General features: G+C 63.9%; 22 protein-coding genes. 16 read left to right on the forward strand and 6 right to left on the reverse strand.

Going from position 1 to position 24656, the window contains the following annotated elements; genetic code table 11:
• Position 1: 1 nt before the first annotated feature.
• From BLV18_RS08470 to BLV18_RS08490, 5 genes are all read left to right on the forward strand, one after another.
• Positions 2 to 2224, forward strand: a complete 2223-nt coding sequence (locus BLV18_RS08470; protein ID WP_090357724.1) for a GumC family protein — start codon at positions 2 to 4, stop codon at positions 2222 to 2224.
• A gap of 114 nt (positions 2225 to 2338) precedes the next feature.
• Positions 2339 to 3733, forward strand: a complete 1395-nt coding sequence (locus tag BLV18_RS08475; RefSeq protein WP_090357726.1) for an undecaprenyl-phosphate glucose phosphotransferase — start codon at positions 2339 to 2341, stop codon at positions 3731 to 3733.
• Positions 3734 to 3747: 14 nt separating this feature from the next.
• Positions 3748 to 5106 (forward strand): lipopolysaccharide biosynthesis protein, encoded by a 1359-nt coding sequence (locus BLV18_RS08480; protein WP_056842941.1) that lies wholly within the window; start codon positions 3748 to 3750, stop codon positions 5104 to 5106.
• On the forward strand, positions 5103 to 6050 hold the full coding sequence (locus BLV18_RS08485; protein ID WP_090357728.1) for a glycosyltransferase family 2 protein: 948 nt from the start codon (positions 5103 to 5105) through the stop codon (positions 6048 to 6050). Before BLV18_RS08480 ends, BLV18_RS08485 begins: the two co-directional genes overlap by 4 nt.
• A 28-nt stretch (positions 6051 to 6078) precedes the next feature.
• Positions 6079 to 7362 (forward strand): hypothetical protein, encoded by a 1284-nt coding sequence (locus tag BLV18_RS08490; RefSeq protein WP_090357730.1) that lies wholly within the window; start codon positions 6079 to 6081, stop codon positions 7360 to 7362.
• Here the strand turns inward: BLV18_RS08490 and BLV18_RS08495 are convergent.
• Complete coding sequence (locus tag BLV18_RS08495; RefSeq protein ID WP_208598849.1) at positions 7346 to 8338, reverse strand: glycoside hydrolase family 5 protein; 993 nt, start codon at positions 8336 to 8338, stop codon at positions 7346 to 7348. The genes BLV18_RS08490 and BLV18_RS08495 overlap by 17 nt on opposite strands.
• A 231-nt stretch (positions 8339 to 8569) precedes the next feature.
• On the opposite strand from BLV18_RS08495, the gene BLV18_RS08500 reads away from it, so the two are divergent.
• Positions 8570 to 9322, forward strand: coding sequence for a WecB/TagA/CpsF family glycosyltransferase (locus BLV18_RS08500; protein WP_090357735.1), 753 nt, complete (start codon positions 8570 to 8572; stop codon positions 9320 to 9322).
• Between the two features lie 72 nt (positions 9323 to 9394).
• Here BLV18_RS08500 and BLV18_RS08505 read toward each other — a convergent pair whose 3' ends face one another.
• The 3 genes from BLV18_RS08505 to BLV18_RS08515 form a co-directional block, all read right to left on the reverse strand.
• Positions 9395 to 9607 carry a hypothetical protein gene (locus BLV18_RS08505; protein WP_056842937.1) on the reverse strand — a complete coding sequence of 71 codons (213 nt, stop codon included), beginning with the start codon at positions 9605 to 9607 and terminating at the stop codon, positions 9395 to 9397.
• A 92-nt stretch (positions 9608 to 9699) separates the two neighbouring features.
• Positions 9700 to 10374, reverse strand: coding sequence for a histidine phosphatase family protein (locus tag BLV18_RS08510; protein ID WP_090357737.1), 675 nt, complete (start codon positions 10372 to 10374; stop codon positions 9700 to 9702).
• Between the two features lie 177 nt (positions 10375 to 10551).
• Positions 10552 to 11328 (reverse strand): IclR family transcriptional regulator, encoded by a 777-nt coding sequence (locus BLV18_RS08515; RefSeq protein WP_090357739.1) that lies wholly within the window; start codon positions 11326 to 11328, stop codon positions 10552 to 10554.
• An 83-nt stretch (positions 11329 to 11411) separates the two neighbouring features.
• On the opposite strand from BLV18_RS08515, the gene BLV18_RS08520 reads away from it, so the two are divergent.
• From BLV18_RS08520 to dld, 5 genes are all read left to right on the forward strand, one after another.
• Complete coding sequence (locus BLV18_RS08520) at positions 11412 to 12935, forward strand: MFS transporter (protein WP_244156822.1); 1524 nt, start codon at positions 11412 to 11414, stop codon at positions 12933 to 12935.
• Positions 12932 to 13972 (forward strand): HlyD family secretion protein, encoded by a 1041-nt coding sequence (locus tag BLV18_RS08525; RefSeq protein WP_090357742.1) that lies wholly within the window; start codon positions 12932 to 12934, stop codon positions 13970 to 13972. Before BLV18_RS08520 ends, BLV18_RS08525 begins: the two co-directional genes overlap by 4 nt.
• A gap of 1 nt (position 13973) precedes the next feature.
• Positions 13974 to 15380, forward strand: coding sequence for an efflux transporter outer membrane subunit (locus BLV18_RS08530; protein ID WP_090357744.1), 1407 nt, complete (start codon positions 13974 to 13976; stop codon positions 15378 to 15380).
• 65 nt (positions 15381 to 15445) lie between these two features.
• Entirely contained in the window at positions 15446 to 15862 is a 417-nt protein-coding gene (locus BLV18_RS08535; protein WP_090357745.1) for a RidA family protein, read from the forward strand.
• Positions 15859 to 17541, forward strand: coding sequence for a D-lactate dehydrogenase (gene dld, locus BLV18_RS08540; RefSeq protein ID WP_090357747.1), 1683 nt, complete (start codon positions 15859 to 15861; stop codon positions 17539 to 17541). Before BLV18_RS08535 ends, dld begins: the two co-directional genes overlap by 4 nt.
• A 212-nt stretch (positions 17542 to 17753) precedes the next feature.
• On the opposite strand, the gene BLV18_RS08545 is transcribed toward dld, so the two are convergent.
• Entirely contained in the window at positions 17754 to 18854 is a 1101-nt protein-coding gene (locus tag BLV18_RS08545; RefSeq protein ID WP_090357749.1) for a sigma-54 interaction domain-containing protein, read from the reverse strand.
• 446 nt (positions 18855 to 19300) lie between these two features.
• Between BLV18_RS08545 and BLV18_RS08550 the strand changes: the two genes are divergently transcribed.
• From BLV18_RS08550 to BLV18_RS08565, 4 genes are all read left to right on the forward strand, one after another.
• Positions 19301 to 20122 (forward strand): energy transducer TonB, encoded by an 822-nt coding sequence (locus tag BLV18_RS08550; protein WP_090357751.1) that lies wholly within the window; start codon positions 19301 to 19303, stop codon positions 20120 to 20122.
• Positions 20123 to 20204: 82 nt separating this feature from the next.
• Positions 20205 to 20930 (forward strand): MotA/TolQ/ExbB proton channel family protein, encoded by a 726-nt coding sequence (locus tag BLV18_RS08555; RefSeq protein ID WP_090357752.1) that lies wholly within the window; start codon positions 20205 to 20207, stop codon positions 20928 to 20930.
• Position 20931: 1 nt separating this feature from the next.
• Positions 20932 to 21333 carry an ExbD/TolR family protein gene (locus BLV18_RS08560; protein ID WP_049860037.1) on the forward strand — a complete coding sequence of 134 codons (402 nt, stop codon included), beginning with the start codon at positions 20932 to 20934 and terminating at the stop codon, positions 21331 to 21333.
• Between the two features lie 400 nt (positions 21334 to 21733).
• Positions 21734 to 22192, forward strand: a complete 459-nt coding sequence (locus tag BLV18_RS08565; RefSeq protein ID WP_090357753.1) for a metallophosphoesterase family protein — start codon at positions 21734 to 21736, stop codon at positions 22190 to 22192.
• Between the two features lie 9 nt (positions 22193 to 22201).
• Here the strand turns inward: BLV18_RS08565 and lldD are convergent, their stop codons facing one another.
• The gene (lldD, locus tag BLV18_RS08570) at positions 22202 to 23335 is read right to left on the reverse strand and encodes an FMN-dependent L-lactate dehydrogenase LldD (RefSeq protein ID WP_090357754.1); all 1134 of its coding nucleotides are present in this window, start codon (positions 23333 to 23335) and stop codon (positions 22202 to 22204) included.
• A gap of 256 nt (positions 23336 to 23591) precedes the next feature.
• On the opposite strand from lldD, the gene uvsE reads away from it, so the two are divergent.
• Positions 23592 to 24611 carry a UV DNA damage repair endonuclease UvsE gene (gene uvsE / locus BLV18_RS08575; RefSeq protein WP_090357755.1) on the forward strand — a complete coding sequence of 340 codons (1020 nt, stop codon included), beginning with the start codon at positions 23592 to 23594 and terminating at the stop codon, positions 24609 to 24611.
• Positions 24612 to 24656: the final 45 nt, after the last annotated feature.

The raw sequence follows: 24656 nt of genomic DNA on the forward strand, positions 1-24656 counted from the left end.
GATGAGCCAGATTGCCGTAAGAAACAGCCAGGGCATGGCCCCATGGCAGGCCTCGCCCGCGCCGGAAGATCGCGACGCACTGGACTCGCGTAAACTGTGGCGCACGCTGTGGCGTCGCCGCGGCATGATCCTCGGCGTCTTCGCCGTGGGCACTGCTGCCGCCGTGATCTACGCGCTGAACATGACGCCGACCTACCGCTCCGTTGCCACTTTGGTGATCGAGCCCAGTGGCAACCAGGTCATCACGTTCCAGCAGACGCCGGACCGTCCCGATCCCAACAGCGACTACCTGCAGACCCAGATGGGCCTGATCCAGAGCCGCGAAGTGGCCGAGCGCGCCGTGCGTGAGCTGGACCTGTCGCACCATGAAGAACTGGACCCACGGCAGAAGGCTTCGCGTCTGTCCAAGATCAAGGCGCAACTGTCCAACTGGCATGCCGACTGGTTCCCGCAGAGCTGGCACCAGGAGCTGAACTACACCGACGAGCAGGCCTTCAACAGCGCGGTGATGGAATTGCGTCAGCGCACCAGCGTGACGGTCGTGGGCAAGAGCCATCTGGTCAGCATCGGCGTGACCATGGCCGACGCCGAAACCGGCGCGGCTACCGCCAACGCCCTGGCTCAGGGCTACCTCGCCAGCCGCCAGTCTTCGCAGCAGCAGGAGTCGCTGAACGCCAGCCGCTGGATGAACACCCGCATGGTGGAGCTGCGTACCCAACTGCAGCAGGCTGAAAGCAAGCTGCAGGCCTACCGCGATGGCCAGGGCCTGGTCGACGTCGGCGGCGTTGCCACCATCACCGCCAACGAGCTGGCTCGTACCAGCGATCGTCTGGTCGATGCGCGCCGTGAACGTGCCGATGCCCAGAGCCAGTACCGTCAGGTGCAGGGTCTGTTGGCCCGCGGCGGCAACCTGGACCTGTCCAGCGTGCCTGCGGTCATCAACAACCCGGTGATCCAGCAGTTCCAGGCCGTCGCCGCCACCGCCCAGGCGCGTGTCGACGAATACAGCCAGCGCTACGGCGACAAGCACCCGCAGATGGTTGCCGCCCGTTCGGAACTGCAAGCCGCCCAGGCCAGCCTGCGCAGCCAGGTGAGCCAGGTCGTCGCCGGCCTGCAGCACAACTATCAGTTGGCGCAGGACAACGAGAACGCATTGCGCTCCTCGTTCAACAGCAACAAGCAGGAAATCCAGGACATCTCCCGCAAGGAGTTCGCCCTGCGTGAACTGCAGCGTGACGTCGACAGCAACCGCGATGTGTACAACACCTTCATGACCAAGCTGCGCGAAACCATGGCGACCGCCGACCTGGTCTCGGGCAATGCCCGCGTGGTCGATCCGGCCATCGCACCGCTGTTCCCGACCACGCCACGCAAGGCCATCCTGGTGGTCCTGGCTGCACTGCTGTCGCTGATTGCCGGTTGCGCCATTGCCCTGCTGCGTGAAGCCTGGAACAACAGCTTCAAGAACAGCGCCGACGTCGAACGCAATCTGCACCTGCCGGTGCTCAGCGTGGTGCCGATGCTCAAGCGCCGCAACCGTTCGCGCATCCATCGCCAGTTCGAGCGCAACGACGACGCGGCTTTCGCCGAAGCCGTACGGACCCTGCGCACCGGCGTGATGCTCAACGACGACGATGTCCGTCGCAAGACCCTGGTACTGACTTCGACCACGCCGGGCGAAGGCAAGACCACCCTGGCCATCAACCTGGCCGGTGCCATGGCTCGCGTCGAACGCGTGCTGCTGGTGGAAGCCGACCTGCGCCGTCCGAAAGTGGCCAGCAACCTGGGCCTGGACGCTCACCACATCGGCCTGGCGGAGTTGCTGGCCGGCAAGGCGGGCGTCGATGACTGCCTGCAGAGCATCGGTAGCCTGGACGTGATCTGCGCTGGTGAAATGCCCTACAACCCGCAGGAACTGCTGGCCAGCACGCGCATGCAGACCTTCCTGGAGTGGGCACGTCACCGCTACGACCGCGTGATCCTCGACACCCCGGCTAGCCAGTCGGTGAGCGATGCGGCACTGCTGTGCGGCATGGCCGATTCGGTGATCTACGTGATCAAGTCCGAGGCCACGAGCATGCCGCTGGTGCGCAAGAGCATCGGTCAGCTGTTGCAGACCGGCGCGCCGATCACCGGCGTGGTGCTCAACCAGGTCTCACGTCCGGAGCCCGGTCAGCGTCGCGACCACTACTACGATTACCTGCCGGCAGCCCCGGCCCAATAAACCTTTCCGACCTTGCAGCCGCGCCGCTCACCCCTTGGGGCGAGCAGTGCGCCCGGCTGGCCGCGTTACGGAAAATGCCAATCCACGCCGCATTTGTCTGCTGAGGAAACTTCCATGATTGCGCCTCGCTTGCACCCGATGGTAAACCGCCGGGGCCTGACGTTCTGGACCATGTGGCTCGCGGGTGCCGCTCTGGCATGCGCGCTCACATTCAGTGTGCTCTACGCACACTTCAATGAATTCCCGCCGCAGTACCGCGTGCTGATGATGATCGGGGTGCTTGCCTCGGTTCCGGTCTACAGCTTCCTGCACGTCTACCACAAGCGCCTGAACTACCTCAGCGGCCTGCTGCGCCTGCTCGGCGGCTGGCTGACCCTGGTCGCCGCGCTGGCCGTGGTCATCTACCTCAGCGGCAGCCCGCAGAGCCTGGCGCCAGGCATGGCCGTCAAGCTGATCATCTACGGCTTCCTGGCCCAGGCGGCGACGTTCATTCCCTTGCGCTTCCTGCTCAACCGCCATAACCAGCGGCTCAAGAACGAACGCAAGGCAGTGATCATCGGCGCTGGGGAACTGGCCGGCAAGCTGGCTCGTCAGCTCAAGCCGCGCGTTCCGGTGCTGGGCGTGATCGCACCCGACGCCGAAGTCGATGCCGACTGGGTGCCGGTGCCGGGTGTACCGCACCTGGGTGGTTTCGACGAACTGCGCGACATCGTCCAGCGCGAACAGGTGCGCCGGGTGTACATCGCCTTGCCACTGGATCGCATGGTGCAGATCGAATCGATCTACGTCGACCTGCTCGACCTGGCCGTGGACGTGGTCTGGGTGCCGGACTTCGGCAGCATGATGCTGCTCAACCAGTCGATCTCGCAGATCGAACAGTTCCCGGCCATCTACCTCAACGAAACCCCATTGAGTTCGCACCCGGCCGCCGCCATGGCCAAGGATCTGATCGACCGCAGCCTGGCACTGCTGGCGATCGTGGTCCTGGCACCGGTGCTGATCACCTGCGCGGTGGCGGTGAAGCTGTCCTCGCCGGGCCCGGTGTTCTTCCGCCAGGGGCGCGACGGTTGCAACGGCACCGTGATCCACGTCTTCAAGTTCCGCTCGATGCGCATGCACGACGACCAGGAAGTCAAGCAGGCCACCCGCAACGACTCGCGAGTGACCCGCGTGGGGGCATTCCTGCGTCGCTCGTCGCTGGACGAACTGCCACAACTGATCAACGTGTTGCGTGGCGAAATGGCCCTGGTCGGTCCGCGTCCCCACGCGATCGCCCACAACCATTACTACTGCGACAAGCTGATGGCCTACATGGCGCGTCATCGCATCAAGCCGGGCATCACCGGTCTGGCCCAGGTCAGCGGTTTCCGTGGCGAAACCGACACGCTCGACAAGATGCAGGGGCGCCTGGAGCGTGACCTGGCCTATATCAATCACTGGTCGTTGTGGCTGGACATCAAGATCCTGATCAAGACCCCGTTCACCTTGTTCTCACGGAACATCTATTGAGCCCGGAGGCTGGGATGGAACACGACTTGAGCCAGGGGCCGGCAGCGGCCCCCGGCCTGATCCAGCAACTGCGCCAGAACCGCATGGTGCGAAACCTGGCGACAGCGCTCGGCGGCTCGGCCGGCGCGCAGCTGATCAACCTGGCGCTGATCCCGGTGATCATGCGGATCTACGGCCCCGAAGCATTCGGGGTGGTGGGTACCTTCCTCAGCCTGACGATCATCCTGATTCCGGCCTGCAGCCTGACCTGGTCAATGGCCATCGTCCTGCCGCAACGCCATCGCGACGCCAGCGGCCTGGCCAAGCTGGCGACCGTGGTTGCCTTGCTGGTGTCGCTGCTGGTGGCGGTCGTGCTGTTGTTCTGGGGGCCGATGCTGGCCGAGCGCTGGAACCTGGAACTGCTCACGCCGTACCTGATGCTGCTGCCGCTGGTGATGTTCAGCTCGGCGGTCCTCGAAGTGCTCCAGCAGTGGCTGTATCGCCATGGCCGCTACCGCCTGACCGCCCGCGCGGCCACCAGCCATGCCCTGGTCTACAACGGCATGCGCAGTGTCGGCGGCCTGTTCAACAACAGCGCGACCATGCTGGTGGTCACCAGCGCGCTGTACTACGTGGTGCACAGCCTGCTGATCCTGATCGGCATGGCCATGAGCAAGCCAGCGCCGGCCGACGCGACCGAGGCTGACGAGGCCCCGCGCAAGACCCTGCGCCAACTGGCCAGCGAATACCGCGACTTCCCCCTTTTCCGTGCCCCGCAGGTGTTGATCAACGCGCTGTCGGTGCACATGCCCACACTGGTATTGGCCTCGCTCTTCGGCGCCATACCGGCAGGCTATTTCGCCCTGTGCCTGCAAGTGCTGGCCATGCCCAGCAACTTCATCGGCAAAGCCATGGGCAGCGTTTTCTACCCGCGCATCGCCGCTGCCGTGCACGCTCGTGAGGCGGTGGTCGGCCTGCTGCTCAAGGGCGTGGGCGCGATGACCGCGATCGGCGCGTCGGGCTTCCTGATCCTGGTCATCGCCGGGCCGTGGCTGTTCACCCTGGCCTTCGGCGCCCAGTGGCACGAAGCGGGCGAATACGCGCGCTGGCTGGCCCTGGCGGAACTGGCCCGGTTCGCAGCGATGCCGTGCGAAGTCGCGATCCCGGCGTTGCGCCTGCAGGCCTACTTCCTGGGCTTCGAAGTCTTCGCCACCTCCTTGCGCTTCGGCGCCGTGGCCATCGGCGCCCTGTGGGGCGGCTCGGCCCTGGCGGTGGTGATCGCTATCGCGGCAGCAAACATTTTCATCTATCTGGCGATGATGTCGATCGTCGTATTCAAGGCGCGTGCCTGGCAGAACCGCCAGAGTGGCACTCTACAGGAGGCTCAAGCATGACCCGATCCAACAACGACGTGTGCGCGATCATCCTCAACTGGAATGGCGCCGATACCACCATCGACTGCATCCGTGCCCTGGACGCCCATTGCCGCGTCCCGGTGGTGGTGATCGACAACGATTCCAAGGACGACAGCGTGTCGCGCCTCAAGCAGTTTCTCAACGACTCGACCGGCCCGGACGTTCAGGTGATCGACGAGCGCGCAGCCGGCAGTTATGACACACCCCACGAGCGGGTGTTGATCATCAATGAAGGCAACCACGGCTACGCCGGCGGCAACAACGTGGGCATCGACTACGCCGTGCGCGCAGGGTATCGCTACATCTGGCTGCTCAACAACGACGTCACCGTCGAGTCCGGCGCTCTGGAAGCATTGCGGGACACGCTGGAACAGTCACCCAAATGCGGCTTTTCGGCCTCCGTGCTGGTGTACTCCGATCGCCCCCAGGTGGTCCAGTGCGTCGGCGGCGGCACCCTGTTCCCCTGGCTGGGCAAGACCAAGCTGATGGGCAAGAACATGGACCGCGCGCAGTTGGCTACCGCCGGCTTGCCCGAGCCCGACTACCTGATGGGTGCGAGCCTGATGGTACGCCGCGAGGTGATCGAAGAGGTCGGCATGATGGACCACCGCTACTTCATGTACTCCGAAGAAGTGGACTGGGAACGTCGTGCCGCCGCAGTGGGCTGGCACGGCCGCGTGGCCCTCAACAGCTTCGCTCGCCACGGCGACAGCGGCAGCACCAAAGGGCGCAGCCACATGTTTCATTATTACCGCAACCGTGCGGCGATCATGTACAACAAGCGCTTCCATTCGACCGCGTGCACCTTTGTCTCGGCGGTCGCCCTGGGCGCGATCACCGTATTGCAGAACCGCGGCAGTGCCAAGAACATCAAGTTCGGCATCAAGGGCATCACCGAGGGCTTGGCGTTCAAATGGCGCTGAGTGATCTATCGTCCACGAGGTAACGGACATGCTCCAGGCTTTGTTCAATCCACGCACGTTGCTGTGCCTGCTGGTGGTGGTCAACTCCGGCTTTCTTTTCCTGACCGACAACAAGCTGGCAGGCTTGCCATACCTGCGCGAGCTGTACCTGGCTGGCGTGGTTGGCGCGGCCGTGCTGCTGCTGGCCATGTGGCAACGCCCGTGGCAGTCGCGGGCCAGTATGTGGATCCTGTTCATGGGCGTGGCCCTGCCGGTGATGTCGGCACTGTTCTCCTGGTATCACTTCGAGCAGCCACTGTTCTACGGCCTGCTCGAAGAGCGCCGCAACTTCCTGTACCTGCTGTTCTTTCCGGCGTTGTACCTGATGCTCAAGGCGCAGCCGACCCAGGAGCAGCTCGAGCGCTGCTTCCTGATCGGCGGACTGGCGTGTGTGGCGGTCGGCTTTCTCTACTACTTCAAGATCGTCCCGGAAAACGCTGCGGTCGCCTTCAACGTCGACGAGAAGGACTACGGCCTCAACCCGCTGCGTCCGGACCGCTTCAGCATCGGCGGCTCCTATGTCTCGTTGTGCGCCATGATGCTGATGTACCGCCTGCGCCGCCGTATCGAGCTGGTACCGGTGCTGTTGCTGGGCCTGTTCGCCGCCTACCTGTGGCTGGTGTTGCAGACGCGTAACACCATGCTGGTGTGGACCCTGGCCGCGTTGTGGATCTTCCGCGCGCACCTGCATGTGCTGGTCAAACTGGGCCTGGCGATCATCGTCGTGGGCGGGGTCGCCTACATGGTGATGCCAGCGCCGTTCGAAGCTCAGTACGAGCGGCTGATGGCCCTGGTGCAGGAAGCGACCGAGCCGGGTGGGGTGCGTGCCGATACCACCGCGATCATCCTGCGCGATACGGCCGCGAACTGGTACGTGGGGATGGGCGCACTGTCGCTGCAGTGGCAGGGTGGTTTCTCGCGCCTGTACAGCTCTTACTTCTACCTGTCCGACGTGGGTGTGCTGGGCGTGATGTACCGCTACGGCTTCATCATGCCGCTGATCATTCTGGTGTATTTCGTCGGATTCTGGAGAATCAGTCGCCAGTGCCGGAACAAAGGTGACCTGCTTGCTGCCTTTGTTCTCGACATGTGCTTCAACCTGATCAATCTGTTCCTGTCGCCGGCCATGATGTATGACGGCAACATCGCAGCGCTCGCGGTTGCGGCATTCGTGTATTACGGGCAGGTGAGGGTGCCGGCTTCGCAACCGGCCGATCGTCCGCTGGGACGACCGGCCGATACTGCGGGCCTGGCAGTTACGTCGGGCCGATAGCCTTGCACTTCGGCTCTTTGAGGTACCTGCCCATGACTGTCCATTGAGGACGAGGCTGGCCGTTGATCGGCTCGACTGCCATGAAGTAACCACCCCAGTAGGGGCCGCTCGACCAGTAGGTCAGGGGCATGCACTGCAGGGCCAGGTACTTGTGCAGACGTTCGGCCGCGTCCAGCCAACGTGGGTCGTTGTCAGGGATGCCGAACTCGCCGATGTGGCCTTTCTTGCCGTTGCGCTTGAGCCACTCGACGAAGGGTTTGACCCGGTTCACGGCGATATCCGGATTCCATGTGCCGGAAATTCGATTCTTGTAGTTACCACTGCCGTCAGGATCGAGGTAGATATGCGCGGAAAAGATCAGCTTGTTGGACGGGTCCTTGAGCTTGAGCAGATCGTTGTTGTAGTTCGGCCAGCGCTCGGCACTGGCCCACGAACGACCTTCGACGTAGATCGGACGGTTCTTGTCGATCGCCCGAATGGCATCGATGCCCGCCTGAGCGGCCGTCGGCCAGATGGCATCGGATTCGTCGTGGGGCTCGTTCATCAGGTCGTAGCCGGCCAGGGCGCTGTAACCGCTCCAGCGCCGCGCTATCTGACTCATGAGGTTCTTGTAGTGATCCACCGTGACATCCTTGGTCCCGATGATCTTGCCGCGGTAGCGCCCGTAGTTGTGCACGTCCAGGATCACTTGCATGTTCGCTTGCGCGGCCTGCACCAGCATCTTGTCGATCAGCTTGGCGTAGACCGGGTCAAGCGGACCCCCCAGCGTAGGCTGCAGTCGCTCCCATTTGAACGGGAAGCGCACGCTTTGAACGCCACGACGCTTCCAGTTGGCAAAGAAGCCTTCGCGCGGGAAGAAATAGTGCGTACCTTCCACGCCCGGAAACACATTTTCGGAGAACTCGGCCCCCGACACGTTGACCTGTGTCATCGGCACATCCGCGAACGCAGCGCCAGAGCCCAACAGCAACGCCATCGTCGCACTCAACAGTGCGCGACGGGGACGTAACGGGTCGGGCCTGAGCACGAAAGGTACAGCGCGCTCGAACTCTGCACGTGAAAACAACCTTTTGATGTTCATCGGCTAAGCCTATGGATAGAAGACAATCAATTACATGCTTTAGACGAACAAGCCGAATCGTCCAAGCTCCCGCAGCCTTTCTACGGCGCTGCATCAACGCATTCTAGAACTGATAGGACGGCCTGGATGAAAGTTTTTGGGATAGATTTCTACAAAGGTGACCAAAGGGACCTGATCCGTGCCGTCAAGGGCGACGTGAACAAGCCTTTTGGTTACGTGGTCACCGCCAACGTCAACCATGTTGTACTGCTCGAAGACAGTCCGCAATTCCGCAATGCCTACGATGGGGCCGCTTATCGGATCTGCGACAGCCGGGTACTCATGCCGGTGCTGCGCAAGTTCGACGCAGGCGTGCCCGAGGCGATTCCCGGCAGCACCCTGACCGTGTCGATGATGGACGAAGCCCAGCGCGAAGGCTGGACCGTGACGGTCGTGGGCTCCACCCCCGATGTGGTGGAAATACTGACCCAGCGCTATCCGGCGGTGACGTTCCTGCACTACAACCCGCCGATGGGCTTCATCGACAACCCCACGGAGGTGGAAGCCACCTTGCAGTTCGTCGAGCAGCATCGGGCGCAGCTGTTGATCATGTCGGTCGGCTCGCCACGCCAGGAACTGCTGTGCAAGCTGATCGCCGACCGCGGTCGCACCCACGGCGTGGGCCTGTGCACCGGTGCGGCGTTGAACTTTCTGTCGGGCAAGGTTCAGCGTGCGCCGATGTGGGTGCAGAAGCTCTCATTGGAATGGCTGCACCGTATTCTGAGCGAGCCGAGCCGCCTGGCCGGACGCTATTGGAACGACGGACGGCGCATCCTGCCGATCATCCTGCGCCAGCGTTCGCAGCAGCGGCAATATGCGCAGCAGCGCGACAAGCCCTGAACGCCGTAGACCTTGAAAGCAACAAAGCCACCCTCGGGTGGCTTTGTCGTTCTGGCGTCCTGGCGAACGGGATCAGCGCTTGCCCATGGAGCGGCGGGTGCCGTTCGGGGCGCGGCCTGGGGTCTTGTCATGGTTTGACTTGCCCGCGCCGGGGTAGCTGGCCGCTTGCTTGGTCGCGAACGCGCCGGGCTTGAACGGGAATGTGAAGGCCGGGATCGCTGCCTGGCCATCGACTTCGGCGTCCTGAACGATCGGCTCGGCATCGGGATGTTGATTGGCAGGCATGGTGACTCCGGGGCAGCACGTTTAAAGGGAGCGGCAGTATACCCGAGCCTCCCTTGCAACGCTTGGTGCTGCGTGTGAACCCAGGCCCGCTGCTAGGCCGGGCAGGCGGTGTGGCCGTTGTCCAGGCCCTGCTTGAGGTTGCGTGAAAGCAGGCTGGCCTTGCCGTCGTGCCAGGTCAGGGTGAGCACGTAGACCGAATCGAAATCGTCGGATTTCCAGTCATCGGTGATGTTCATCTTCTGTCCCACCGCTCGGCCAGCCACCTCATTGATCAACTCGGGCAGGTAGCCATGCGACCAGGCGGTGTAGATGACCGCATTGTGGTACTTGTCGCGCATCAGTTCCCGGGCCAGATCCTGGGTGTCGTTGGCGCCGTAGTCGATGTTCACCGGCAGGCCGAGCTTGATGGCGCTGGGGCTGATGGTCATGAGTGGGCGCAGGTAGCTGTAGGATTCGTCGTTCTCGCCTTCCTCGACATGTCGGCCGGGGTCGGCAGCGAACACGTAATCGGCGTTGCCGAACCGCTCTGGCAGCAACTCGGCCAGGTTCAGTGCACGGTTGAGCCCCTGGCAGTTGAGCTGGCCAAGACCACCTGCAGGTTTCTCGGCGTGACGCAGAAATACCAGGGTCTGCGTGCCATCGACCGACTCGGCGCGGCTGTCGCTGATTTCCAGGGCGAGGAAGGAGCAGGTACCCGCCAGCAGCAGGGCAGGCAAGGCGTAGGAGTAGCGTTTCAACTGTCGGACACAGTTGCTCAGGATTTTCATAGGAAGGGTCTTCAACTCTCTTGGGTTAGCTGACACGCCCGACGGCCGCGCGCTGGCGCCTGGGTTCTCCCTGTCTTTGTTTTTCCTGCCCATTATCCAGTGGCAGGGACGACTCTCTGAGTGTCATGTTGCCCGTTTGTTCACGGTTCGCGCTGATCAAAGTAATAGCATTTTGTTTCAAATTGACGGTGGCTCGCTGGCGCGCAAGCCTGCGCTGAGGACGCCGGCCAGGGCCTCGCGAGTGTCGAACAGCGCTTCACGGAAGAACGCATGCTGCGCCTCGACCCGCCATACCGGCCCCACCAGTGCCAGCGCGTACTGACCTTGCGAGGTCTGCAGGGCCACGGCCATGGCGCCCACACCCATCATGTGCTCATTAGCGTCGCAGGCATAACCCCGCTCGCGGACCTCGGCCAGTTGTTCGAGCAACCGTGGCAAGTCGGGCGTGCTCGGGGTCAGCGGTTCCAGCACCGGGCCGAGCAGTTGCACCACGGCCTCGTCGCTCATCTTGGCCAGCAATGCCTTGCCGCCCGAGGTCGCGTAGACACTGAGGAAGCTGCCGGAGGAGGGCGCTACTCGCAAGGGCTGCGGCGACACCACCGAATGCAGCAGCATCAGGTGGGTACCGTTGCGGTTGACCAGCACTGCCGTCTCTCCGGTGCGCTCGGTCAGTGCCTCCATATAAGGACGCACCTGGGTGATCAGGTCGACATGACTGTTCGACGCCAGGCGCATCAATGCCGGGCCAAGGCACACCCCACCGGCGCCTTGGACCTTGAGCAGCTCCTCATGGGCCAGCGCGTCGACCAGCCGTTGCACCGTGGAGCGGGGCAGGTCGATGCGCTTGGCGATCGCGCCCAGGCTCAGGCCGTCCGGCTCGCTTTCCAGGCAGCGCAGGATCGCCGCTGCCCGAGAGATGACTTGTATGCCGCTACGGTCGTTGTCGTTGCTCATGCAATTTGCCTTTTGTATCGCTGTTCGGTACAGTGTATCGCAATTATTGGTTCATCGTCATTTGCAGCAAGCAGGTTCCATTCGTGTCCCCACCTTCACCTCCGGTTCCGGCGCCGTTCGGCTGGCGCCTGGCCATCGGGCTGGTCGGCGTGCTGATCGCCGCCCTGACCTCCGGCATCAACGACCGCGTCACCGACATCACCCTGGCTGACCTGCTGGGAATCTATGGCTTCGGCCACGACGAAGGCACATGGATCAGCTCTGCCTACGCGGCGGCCGAGGTGTCGGCGATGCTGCTGGCGCCCTGGTTGGCCGTGACCTTTTCGCTGCGGCGCTTCGCCATTGTGGTGACCGTGGCCTTTGCCGGCTTCGGCGCACTGTGCCCGTTCGCTCCCAACCTGGAAAGCCTGCTGCTGTTGCGTGTGCTTCAGGGTGTGGCCGGAGGCGCGCTGCCACCACTGCTGATGACCGCCGCACTGCGCTTCCTGCCATGGCATATCAAATTGTACGGGCTGTCGGCCTACGCGCTCACCGCGACCTTCGGACCGAACCTGGCCATGCCCCTCGCCGCGCTGTGGACCGAGGGCAGCGACTGGCGCATGGTGTTCTGGCAGATCATCCCGGCGTGCCTGATCGGTGCCGCGTGCATCGCCTACGGTCTGCCGCAGGACCCACTGCGGCTGGAGCGCTTCAAGCAGGCCGACTGGCGCGGTGCATTGCTGGGCACGGCCGGCCTGAGCATGCTGATCATCGGCCTGACCCAGGGCGAACGGCTGGACTGGCTGGAGTCGCCCTTGATTGCCTTGCTGCTGATCGGCGCCGGGATGTGCCTGCCGCTGTTTCTGCTCAACGAATGGTTTCACCCGCTGCCACTGTTCAAGCTGCAGTTGCTGGGGCGGCGCAATTTCGCCTTCGGCATCACCACGCTGTGCCTGTTCCTGTTCGTCGGCATGGCCGGCAGCGCGATTCCGGCGGGGTACCTGACTCACATTCAGGGCTATCGGCCGTTGCAGACCATGCCCACCGCGTTGTGCATTGCCATCCCGCAGTTGCTCATCGCGCCGCTGGTCGCGTTCGTGATCAACCGCAACTGGGTCGACTCGCGCTACGTGATGGCCGCCGGTTTCGGTCTGCTGACCCTGGCGCTGCTGGGTGGCTCGCAGCTCACCGGCGAATGGATTCGCGACGACTTCTACCTGTTGCAGGCGCTGCACACCTTCGGCCAGCCGATGGTGGTGGTGCCGCTGCTGATGATCGCCACCGGGGTCATCCATCCGCTGGAGGGGCCGTTCGCCTCGTCCATGGTCAATACCCTGCGCGGCTTGTCGTCGGTGGTCGCCGGCGTGGTGCTGGAAAACTTCGTCACCGCCCGTGAGCACCTGCATTCCAACACCTTGCTCGATCAGGTCGGCAACAGCTACCAGAGCCTCTTGCCGCTGTACGGCGAGCCGGCTGCCGAACTGGCCGGTCGCGTTCGCGCCCAGGCCTTCGTGCTCAGCTACAGCGACGCGTTCCTGGCGCTGCTGGCCTTCATCGCCGTGCTGCTGGTGGTGTTGCTGACCCTGCCCAAACGCGCCTATCCACCGCAACCCCCGGTACCGTCATGAAATCTGTCATCAAACATCGCACCGCTGTCTTTCTCATCGTTGCTGCCATCCTCGTCTGCGCCGCCTATGGGCTCTACCAGGTGCTGCACCGCAGCGGCGTACAGAGCACGGATGACGCCTACATCCGCGCCGATTCGGTGCTGGTGGCGCCGCGGGTGGCCGGGGTGGTCACCGAGGTGCTGGTGCAGGACAACCAGTCGGTCAAGGCCGGGCAGCTGCTGGCGCGCCTGGACCCGCGCGACTACACGGCCTCGGTGGCGGCGGCCCGGGCCAACGTCGATGCCGCGCAGGCGCAGGTGAAGAACCTGCGCGCCAGCATCGAGCGGCAGGCGGCGGTGATCGACCAGGCCAGCGCGGCCACGCGCGCCACCGCCGCTTCCCTGAAGTTCGCCCAGGCCAATGCCCAGCGTTACCGCAACCTGTCCCAGGCTGGCGCCGGCACTCAGGAAGAGCGGCAGAAGGCCGAGGCCGAGTTGCAGGGCTGGGAAGCCTCGCGTGACCGTGATGGCGCTTCACGGGTCGCCGCCCAGCGCACCCTGGATGTGCTCAAGGCCGAACTGGAAGTGGCCGAGGCGGCGGTGGACAAGGATCGCTCGGCGCTGGAACAGGCCGAGCTGAACCTGTCCTACACGCAAATCCTGGCACCGGCCGACGGCATGATCGGTCAGCGCTCGGTGCGTGTCGGTGCCTATGTCGCCCCCGGTCGACCCCTGCTGGCCGTGGTGCCGCTGCATCAGGCGTTCGTGGTGGCCAACTTCCGCGAGACGCAACTGGCGCACATGCACGCCAATCAGCGCGTAGACATTCATGTCGACAGCATTCCCGACCAGGTCTTTCGCGGCCACATCGACAGCGTCGCGCCGGCCACGGGTCTGTCGTTCGCGCAGATCAGCCCGGACAACGCCACCGGCAACTTCACCAAGGTGGTCCAGCGCATTCCGGTCAAGGTGGTGTTCGAAACCGATCAGCCCCATCTGGACCGGCTGCGCGTCGGCCTGTCGGTGGTCGCGTCGGTCGATACCACCCAGGAGCCATGAGATGAGACGTGCATTGCTTGCCCTGACCTTGAGCAGCCTGGCCGCGTGCAGCGTCGGGCCGGACTTCCAACGCCCGGCAGCGGCGCTGCCTGCGCAGTGGCAGGACAGCGCCGGTACCCGCGCCGACGCCGCGCTGGACAGCGCCTGGTGGCAGCAGTTGGGCGACCCGCAATTGACCGCGCTGGTGACCCGCGCTGCCAAGGCCAACCTGGACATCCGTTCGGCGGCCATCCGCGTGCAGCAAAGCCAGGCCCTGCGCCAGGTCAGCGGCAGCGAGCAGTTGCCGGGGCTCAGCGCGCGCGGTGGCTACCAGCGCGAGCGCAACAGCGCCGAAGGCCTCAACGACCCGTCAGGGCAGAGCGGTCGAGCACCGTTCGAGCTGTGGAGCGGGGCGCTCGACGCCAGCTGGGAGGTCGACCTGTGGGGGCACGTCCAGCGCAGCGTCGAGATGGCCGAGGCCGATGTCCAGTTCAGCCAGGCTCAGCGCGACGCGGTCGGCCTGAGCATCGCCGCGCGCACGGCCACCGACTACATCCGCCTGCGTGGCGTGCAGGCGCGCCTGGCCGTGGCGCGGGAGAACCTGGAGATCGCCCGGCAGAGCCAGCGCCTGACCCAGACCCGCTACGAGAACGGCGTCACCACCAACCTGGACACCGCCAACGCCGCCGCCCTGGTGGCAACCATCGAAGCCTCGCTGCCCGTGCTGCAGGCGCAGCAGGACCGCTTGATCAATGCGCTGAGCTACCTGCTGGCCGAACCGCCGCGCGCCCTGGCCGACGAACTGCGCACCCCGCGCGCCATTCCCGACCCGGCGCCGGACGTACCCATGGGTCTGCCCTCGGAATTGGCCCAGCGCCGGCCCGACATCCAGCGCAGCGAGGCAGCATTGCATCGGGCCACGGCCGCCATTGGCGTGGCCAAGGCCGACTTCTATCCACGGGTGAGCCTGGGCGCCAGCTTCGGCTTTCAGGCCCTGAATGGCTCCGACCTGGGCGGCTGGGATTCACGCAGTTGGTCGTTCGGCCCCAGCCTGTACCTGCCGATCTTCCAGGGCGGACGGCTGACCGGCACACTGGAGCTGCGCGAACATCAGCAGCAGGAAGCGGCGCTGGACTACCAACGGGTGGTGCTGGCCGCCTGGCACGAGGTCGACGACGCCATGAGCGACTACGCCGCCGAACAGCAGCACCATGCTGCGTTGAGCGAGGCGGTGCGGCAGAACACGGTGGCCCTGGGTACCGCCCGCGACCGCTACAATCAGGGCGCGACCGACTTCATCAATGTGCTCGGTGTACAGCGTGCGCTGCTGGCCACACAAAGCCAGCTGGTGGACAGTGCCACTGCCGCGGCGATCGACCGCGTGCGTTTGTATCGGGCCCTCGGCGGCGGCTGGCCGAAAGACGCCTGAAGAAGCCGCGATACGCCCGGCAAGCCGTGCTAGGGTAAGGTCTGTCAGCCAACAGGAGCCTGCCCATGCCCGACCACGTCCCGCTCAAGCTCAGCAATCCGCCCGGCCTGTTCGACCCGGCGCCCTATGGTTACTCCCATGTGGCCGAGGTCGCCGGTGGCAGCAAGTTGTTGTTCATCGCCGGGCAAGGCGGTGAAAGCCTGGACAGCAGCATTTCCGCGGACTTTCAGTTGCAGGCCGGGCAGGCCCTGGCCAACCTGCGCACCGCCCTCGGTGCAGCCGGTGCCGACTACGCCCACGTCGCCAAGCTGACCGTATTGATCGTCGACCACGACCATGAGCGCCTGGCCATCTGGAGCGACACCCTGCGCGAGGCGTGGGGCGATGCCATGACGCCAGCCTGCACCTTGATCCCGGTGCCACGCCTGGCCCTGGACGGCATGCTCATCGAAGTCGATGCGGTGGCGGTGATGCCGCAATGAGCGAATTGATCAGCGCACTGCGCGACATCGTCGGCGCCAGCCATGTGCTCACCGACTCGGCCGAGACCGAACGCTTTCGTCAGGGTTTCCGCTTCGGCAGCGGCAACGCGCTGGCCGTGGTCCGCCCCGGCTCGCTGCTGGAGCAGTGGCAGGTGGTCAAGGCCTGCGTGGCGGCCGATGTGATCGTCATCATGCAGGCGGCCAACACCGGCCTGACCGGAGGTTCCACCCCCGACGGCGGTTACGACCGTGAAGTGGTGATCATCAGCACCTTGCGCATGCGCACGGTGCACGTGATCGAGGAGGGCCGTCAGGTCATCTGCTTCCCCGGCTCGACCCTCGATCAGCTGGAGAAGGTCCTCAAACCCTTGGGCCGCGAGCCCCATTCGGTGATCGGTTCCTCGTGCATCGGCGCGTCGGTGTTCGGCGGCGTCTGCAACAATTCGGGCGGCTCGCTCGTGCGTCGCGGACCGGCCTACACGCAGATGGCGGTGTACGCCCAGCTCGGCGCCGATGGCACCTTGCAACTGGTCAACCACCTGGGCGTCGAACTGGGCGATACGCCCGAGCAGATCCTCGGCACTCTGGACGCCCAGCACTACACCGCCGCCGATATCAAGGCCGACGCCGGGCTGGGCTCCGATCATGGCTACGCCGCCTATGTGCGCGAGGTCGACGCGCCCACGCCCGCTCGGTTCAATGCCGACCACCAGCGCCTGTACGAGGCCAGCGGCAGTGCCGGCAAGCTGGCGGTGTTCGCCGTACGCCTGGACACCTTCGCCGCCGAGCGCGACACCGCGGTGTTCTACATCGGCAGCAACGACACCGCCGACCTCACCCAGATCCGCCGGCACATGCTCGAACGGTTCGACGAGCTGCCGATCGCCGGCGAGTACATGCACCGCGACGCCTACGACGTGGCCGCCGAATACGGCAAGGACACGTTTCTGATGATCCACCACCTGGGCACCCAGCGCCTGCCCAAGTTGTTCGCCTTGAAGAGCCGCGCCGACACTTTTCTCAAGCGCTTTCCCTGGCTGCGTGCCAACCTCGCCGACCGTGTCCTGCAACTGGTGGCGCGTTGCTTTCCCGAGCACCTGCCGCCGCGCATTCGCGAGTTCCGCCAGCGCTATGAACACTACCTGATGCTAAAGGTGTCCGCCGGTTCGGTGGCGCCGACCCAGAAGCTGCTGGAAGAGCTGTTCGCCGGACGTGACGGTGATTTCTTCCGGTGCACCGCGGAGGAGGGCAGCAAGGCCTTCCTGCATCGCTTCGCTGCCGCCGGTGCCGCGGTGCGCTACCGCGCCGTGCACGATCGGGAGGTGGAGGACATCGTGGCGCTGGACATCGCCCTGGCGCGCAATGATCGCCAGTGGTTCGAGACGCTGCCCGCCGACATCGATCGGCAGATGATCGTCAAACTCTACTACGGGCATTTCTTCTGTCACGTGTTCCACCAGGACTACATCCTGCGCAAGGGCAGCGATTGTCTGGCGGTGGAGCATCGCATGTGGGCCCTGCTCGACGAACGCGGCGCAGAGTATCCGGCCGAGCACAACGTCGGCCATCTGTACCCGGCCAAGCCGGCGCTCAAGGCCTTCTATCAGCAACTGGACCCATGCAACGCCTTCAATCCGGGTGTCGGGCAGACTTCAAAGTGCCGCCATTGGCATGAATGACCGTGGGAGCGGTCCGTGGCATACCCTTCGCGGGTTCGCGGGCCTCACGATCATGACCGCCTGTGGGAGCGGGTCTCTGCAGGTTCGCGGGCCTCACGCTCATGACCGACTGTGGGAGCGGGTCTCCGCGGGTTCGCTGGCCTCACGCTCATGACCGCCTGTGGGAGCGGGTCTCTGCCCGCGAAGAGGCCGGTGCGATCTTCGTCGAACCTTCAGATTGATAACCTCAGCGCCCGCACCTCTGGTTGATCTGCCACCGGGCGCCTTTTGTTCACCGCCAGCTCGCCCATCTTGATCAGCCGCGTGCGGGTCACGTTGCGGCTCAGGCCGAGCAGGTTGGCGGTGTGCACCTGGTTGCAATGGCTGAACCGATAGGCCGAACGCAGCAGAGCATCCTCGACCTTCTCGTGCAGATCGCCCACCTGCTCGTCGAACAGCCGTTGGAACAGCCGATCCAGTGACGCCTCCACCGAATCGTCCACTACCGGACTGTCCTCGGCGCGCTCGATGCGCATGTTCGATAGGCGCAGGTCATCGCGCTCGATCACGCCGTTGCGGCAGATCAGCAAGGTGTGATGAATGACGTTTTCCAGTTCGCGAATATTGCCCGGCCAGCTGTAGTGGCGCAGCTTGTGCTCGGCGTCGGCCGACAATGTGGCGCGTTCGTAGCCCAGGCGTTTGCAATACACCTCGAGGAAATGCCGGGTCAGCGGAATGATATCGCCAGGCCGTTCGCGCAGCGGCACCAGTTCCAGACTGACTACATCCAGGCGGTAATACAGGTCTTCGCGGAAATGACCGGCATTGATCGCCTTCTCCAGTAAGACATTGGTTGCCGCCAGTACCCGCACATTGATTGGAATGCTCTTGCGCGAACCCAGGCGTACCACTTCGCGCTCCTGAAGTACGCGCAGCAGCTTGACCTGAATGGGCATCGGCAGGTCGCCGATTTCGTCGAGAAACAAGGTCCCGCCATTGGCTTCCTCGAACCACCCGGCCTTGGCCGCCAGGGCACCGGTGAACGCGCCTTTTTCGTGGCCGAACAGTTCGGCTTCCACCAGCGACTCGGAAAAGGCCCCGCAGTTGACGGCCACGAACGGCTTGTTGCGTCTTGCGCTGAGGTTATGGATATGGCGGGCGACCAACTCCTTGCCGGTGCCGGTTTCACCAATGATCAACACACTGGCATCGCTGGGTGCGACCTGTTCGAGATGGGCCAGCAACGCCTTGGATTTCGGGTCTTCGAACACTTGGGCGGTGGCACGGATGGAGGTGGCGAGGGCTGGCGATGGGGGAAGTGTCAAAAGCTGCATGGCGGCGCCTTTCAAAGGTGCGGAAGAAAAAATCTACGGGCCGGGAAACACGGAATGAGGGCGATACTAATGGATATAAAAAACGATCGTTAAATACCTTATGAGCATTAGCTTATGTCGTGTCGCGAAACGGGCGTGCGCAAGACGCCGCCATTGAACGGCTACCGGCCAGGCAGGGAAAAAACTCCAACTCGATCATTTGATTGAAAAAAATCGTCTTTCCTCGATCTGTTCGGTGTTGCCTGGGCAACAGTGGAGTTGGCCCGCTGTTCAGCGGCCGACAGCTGGTCGAAATGAGCCAACCCTTCATCGCGCCTTATGCCGGATTCAAAGCTTGGAATAACAAACAATTACTTTTCGAACTAGCGGAGTTTGAACATCATTCGCCCGCCGAAGAGGCCGATTGGACTCGCTTCTTCACGATCATCCGTCAACAGGAGCAACTGATGAACAACCTCAAGGCCGCCCTGGAGGTGCGGTGGCATCCGGTACCCGGCGAATTGCTCGACCTGGGCCGGGTGTTCCGCGAACCCTTGGGCGAGCTGCGCCTGCAACGTGCGCCCAAGCGCATCCTCGGTCGCCGCGAGGCGGCATTGCTGGGCGTGTTCGCGCTGGTGCTGCATGGTGCGGTGATCTACTGGATCAGTCAGACGCCAACACCGGTACTGCCGACAGTGCCGCCAGAAATTCCACCCATGACGATCGAATTTTCCCAGCCTGCGCCACCGCCGGTGGTAGAGACGCCACCGCCGCCGCCCGAGCCGGTCGCGCCGGTTGTCGAACCGCCACCGCCTGTCGAGGATGAACTGGCAGCCAAGCCAGCACCAGCACCGCCGCTCAAGCCAAAGCCTCAGCCGGTGGTCAAGAAGCCGGTGCCCAAGCCGGTGGCCAAACCGGTCGTGCAACCGCCTGCGCCGCCGCAACCCGTGGCCGCACCGACGGCGCCCACGCCGCCTGCACCTGCGGCACCACCTGCGCCGCAACCGCTGACACCGGCTTCGGCCAATGCCGGCTACCTGCACAATCCGGCACCCGAATATCCCGCCCTGGCCATGCGTCGCAACTGGGAAGGGACCGTGCTGTTGCGGGTTCACGTGCTGGCCAGCGGCAAGCCCAGCGAAATCCAGGTACAGACCAGCAGCGGTCGCAGTCAGCTCGATGATGCCGCACTGGCAGCAGTGAAACGCTGGAGCTTCGTTCCGGCCAAACGGGGTGCCGACCCGGTCGACGGCTGGGTCAGCGTACCGATCGATTTCAAATTGCGCTGATCGACTTTTTTGCTGCATGAAGCGGGCTACCTGACAAAAGGCGCATCGCACCACCCAACGCCTTGCTACAGAGAGCCTCACCATGAATCTTCTGACAGAATCTCCCTTCACCTCCGTCGAGCACTCGGTCATCTGGCTGCTCATCCTGTTTTCCGTTGCCACCTGGGGGCTGGCATTGCTCAAAGGCCTGCAGTTCGCTCGGCTCAAAGGGCAGGATCGCAAGTTTCACCAGCAGTTCTGGGCGGCATCGAGCCTGGATTCGGCCGCCCATCTGGCCCAGGAACAGCCCGGTGCAGCGGCCCGGGTCGCGCAGTCGGGGTACGCGGCCATCCAGGTCAACGAACAGGCGCAAACCGACCTGAGCCAGTCGATCAATCATCAGGATCGCCTCGAACGCGCCCTGCGCCAGCAGATCGTGCGGGAGCGGCGCTCGTTGGAAACGGGCCTGGCGGTGCTGGCCAGTATCGGCAGTACCTCGCCGTTCATCGGCCTGTTCGGGACGGTCTGGGGGATCATGTCGGCGCTCAAGGGCATCAGCGCGGCCGGCTCGGCCAGCCTGGAGACAGTGGCAGGCCCCATAGGCGCGGCGCTGGTGGCCACTGGCGTGGGGATCGCCGTCGCGGTGCCGGCGGTGCTGGTCTACAACTATTTCTTGCGTCGACTGAAACTGACCGCCGCCGACCTCGACGATTTCGCCCACGATTTCTACAGCCTGGCGCAGAAGCATTCCTTCCGCGTGCTGCAACATCCGGCCCTGTCTCGCAGCGGTGCTGCGGCTTCGGGCCACAAAGTGAAGGAGGCATCCTGACATGGCCTTTTCCACTCAAGACACGGACGAGGTGCTCAGCGAAATCAACGTGACGCCTTTGGTAGACGTCATGCTGGTGCTGCTGGTGGTGTTCATCGTCACCGCGCCGTTGCTGACCAATTCGATCCCGATCAACCTGCCCAAGACCGAAGCAGTGGCGCCTGCCGAGCAGAAGGACCCGCTGGTGGTGAGCATCGACGGGCAAGGCAAGCTGTTCATCAACAAGGACGAAATCCAGCCGGACCTGCTCCAGACCAACCTGCAGACCGCCAGGCAGAAAGACCCCGATGTGCGCGTACAACTGCAGGCCGACGACGGCGTCAACTATGGCGAAGTGGCCAGAGCCATGGCCTCCATCGAAAAGGCAGGCATCACCAAACTGGCGGTGATCACCGCCAAGTAGCAGCCGATTTGATGTGGGAGCAGGCTCTGCCCGCGAAGGCGGCGATGCGGAGCCACTTCGCGGGCAGAGACCCGCTCCCACAAATTCACTCTCACAAATTCACTCCCACAAAATTCACTCCCACACTGTGGGAGCGGGCTCTGCCCGCGAAGGCGGCGATGCCGAGTCACTTCGCGGGCAGAGACCCGCTCCCACAAATTCACTCCCACAAAACTCACTCCCACACTGTGGGAGCGGGCTCTGCCCGCGAAGGCTTCACCGCACACTACCTGAAACACTGCGGTGTTCTTGACGCAAGCAGCCCGCGACCATACGTGGACGCCGATCCAATGTGGCAGCATGGAACCCACCCCTGTGCAAGGCAGTCCAGATCTGCACCACGCACACAGGGAACCACGCCGTGAAAGTAGGCATCATTTCCGACACCCATGGCCTGCTGCGGCCCGAGGCCGTGGCAGCGCTGCAGGGTTGTGAACGGATCATTCATGCCGGCGACATCGGCAAGGGTGACATCGTCCAGCACCTGGCTGCCATCGCGCCGGTGCAGGTCGTTTCGGGCAACAACGATGTCGGCATGCCATGGGCCGATTCGGTGGCGGACGTGCTGCATTTCGACCTCGAAGGCTGGCCCACCTTGCTCATCCACGACATGGCCGACGTACCCGCCGCATTGCGCAGCGACACCCGCCTGGTCATTACTGGCCATTCGCACAAGCCGCTGATCCAATGGCGCGGCGAGTGCCTGTACATCAACCCCGGCAGCGCCGGCCGCCGCCGCTTCAAACTGCCGGTCACCCTGGTCGTGCTCGACGTGCAGCCCCACGCCCTGAAACCGCAACTGATCGACCTGCTGCCCTGAACCGAACGCTCAACGCACCAGCGAATCCGAGCCGATCTCGGCAATGGATTTGGCCCCGGTCAACACCATGGCCACGCGCATTTCCTTTTCGATCAGATTCAGCAGATTGCTCACGCCCGCACCGCCAGCTACCGCCAGGGCATAAATGAAGGCGCGGCCCAACAGCACCGTATCGGCACCCAGCGCGATCATGCGCACCACATCCAGCCCGCTGCGGATACCCGAGTCGGCCAGTATCGCCAGATCGCCCTTCACCGCATCGGCGATCGCCGGCAAGGCTCGGGCGCTGGACAGCACGCCGTCGAGCTGGCGTCCGCCGTGGTTGGAGACGACGATGCCATCGGCACCGAAACTCACGGCATCGCGGGCGTCCTCGGGGTCGAGAATGCCCTTGATGATCATCGGCCCATCCCAGAATTCGCGGATCCACTCCAGGTCCTTCCAGGAAATCGACGGATCGAAATTGCTGCCCAGCCAGCCGATGTAGTCGGCGAGCCCGGTGGGGTTGCCACGGTAGGTAGAGATGTTGCCCAAATCATGCGGACGGCCATGCAGGCCCACATCCCAGGCCCAGGCCGGGTGCGTCACCGCTTGCCACATGCGCCGCATCGGCCCGTTGGCGCCGCTCATGCCCGAATGCGCGTCCCGGTAGCGTGCCCCGGGCACCGGCATGTCGACGGTGAAAACCAGCGTCTTCACCCCGGCGGCGCGGGCGCGCTCCAGGGCGTTCTTCATGAAACCGCGATCCTTGAGCACGTACAGCTGAAACCACATCGGCCGGGAAATGGCTGGGGCGACTTCCTCGATCGGGCAGACCGACACCGTTGACAGCGTGAACGGAATACCCTTGGCATCCGCTGCCTTGGCCGCCTGCACTTCGCCACGACGGGCAAACATGCCACACAGACCGATCGGCGCGAGCGCCACCGGCATGGCCAGGGTTTCACCGAACAACTGCGTTTCCAGACTCAACTCGGACATGTTGCGCAGCACGCGCTGACGCAGGGCGATATCGGCCAGGTCGCTGACGTTGCGCCTGAGCGTGTGTTCAGCGTAAGCGCCCCCGTCGATGTAGTGGAACAGGAAGGGCGGCAGGCGACGTTGCGCGGCGGCGCGGTAGTCGGTGGAAGCGGAAATGATCATGGGCGCGTCATCTCCCGCACAAGAAGGGCAGGCTGGGCCAAAGGTGTCATTGGCATGGTTCGGGTTCCCCGATTGTTGTTGGAGGTCTGCCAGCAGTGAATTTGAATTGGTATGACCAATTTACAATCCGTTGGCTACAGATTAAGAGCGGCGCAGGGCGTCTGTCAATTTGGCCGCCTGCGGGGACGTTCGGCGAGAGGAATAGACACCGCAGTGGTCTATCGGCTACCTACCTGAACACCAGGCCTTCACACCCATGAACACCCCTCGCATCGGCTTCGCCTGCCAATACCGACATTCGATTCGCGCCCTGACCCTGGCCGAACTGAAGCTCATCGAAGGCGCCTACAACCCACGCACCACCACCCTGCGCTGGATGAACAGCGTCGCCACCCAAGTGGCCCACGAGAAACTTCAGGAAGTGATCACCCACAACCTGCAAGCGCAGTTGCAATTGCTCGATTACGTGGCGCAGCTGCCCGAAGCCCTGCGCATGCTGCGCCTGAGCAGCGACCTGCTGCCGTTCTACAGCCATCCGCAGGTGGCAGCGTTCTACCAAAAGCCCGAACGTCAGGCCTGGCTGGCAGAGCGTTTTGCGCAGATGGGCGATCGCGCGCGCAGTGCCGGCATCCGCCTGTCTTTCCACCCTGGTCAGTTCTGCGTGCTGGGCTCGGACAAACCCCCGGTGGTGGAAAACAGCCTGGCGGAATTCGAGTACCACGCCGACATGATCCGCATGATGGGCTACGGCCTGCAGTTCCAGGATTTCAAGTGCAACGTGCACATCGCCGGTCGCCTCGGTGCAGAAGGCATCCGCGCCATCTGGCCGCGTTTGTCGGAGGTGGCGCGCCGCTGCATCACCTTCGAGAACGAGGAGAAAACCTACGGCGTCGACGACTGCCTGCAACTGGCCGACCTGGCACCGGTGGTGCTGGATATCCACCACTGCTGGATCAACGAGAACGACTACATCGCCGTGGACGATCCCCGCGTGGATCGCATCATCGACAGCTGGCGCGGCGTGCGGCCGGTCATGCATTACTCCCAGCCCCAGGAGCGTCTTCAGGAGCTGGGCTTCACCGCCGAGCAGAAGCTGGAGATGGAGGCGCTGCTGCAGGTGGTCTCCAAGCGTGACCTCTATGGCCACAGCGAACTGATGTGGAACCACTGGACCAACCGCTACGCCCTGCAGTTTCACGAGCACTTCGACATCATGTTCGAAGCCAAGCACAAGAATCAGGCGACGCTGGCGTTCTACCAGAGTTACATGCTGTAACCACTGCGCACCCCCCAGGAGGCCGAACCCAGAGCGGTGGCATGG

This window comes from Pseudomonas coleopterorum, assembly GCF_900105555.1.
Classification (GTDB): domain Bacteria; phylum Pseudomonadota; class Gammaproteobacteria; order Pseudomonadales; family Pseudomonadaceae; genus Aquipseudomonas; species Aquipseudomonas coleopterorum.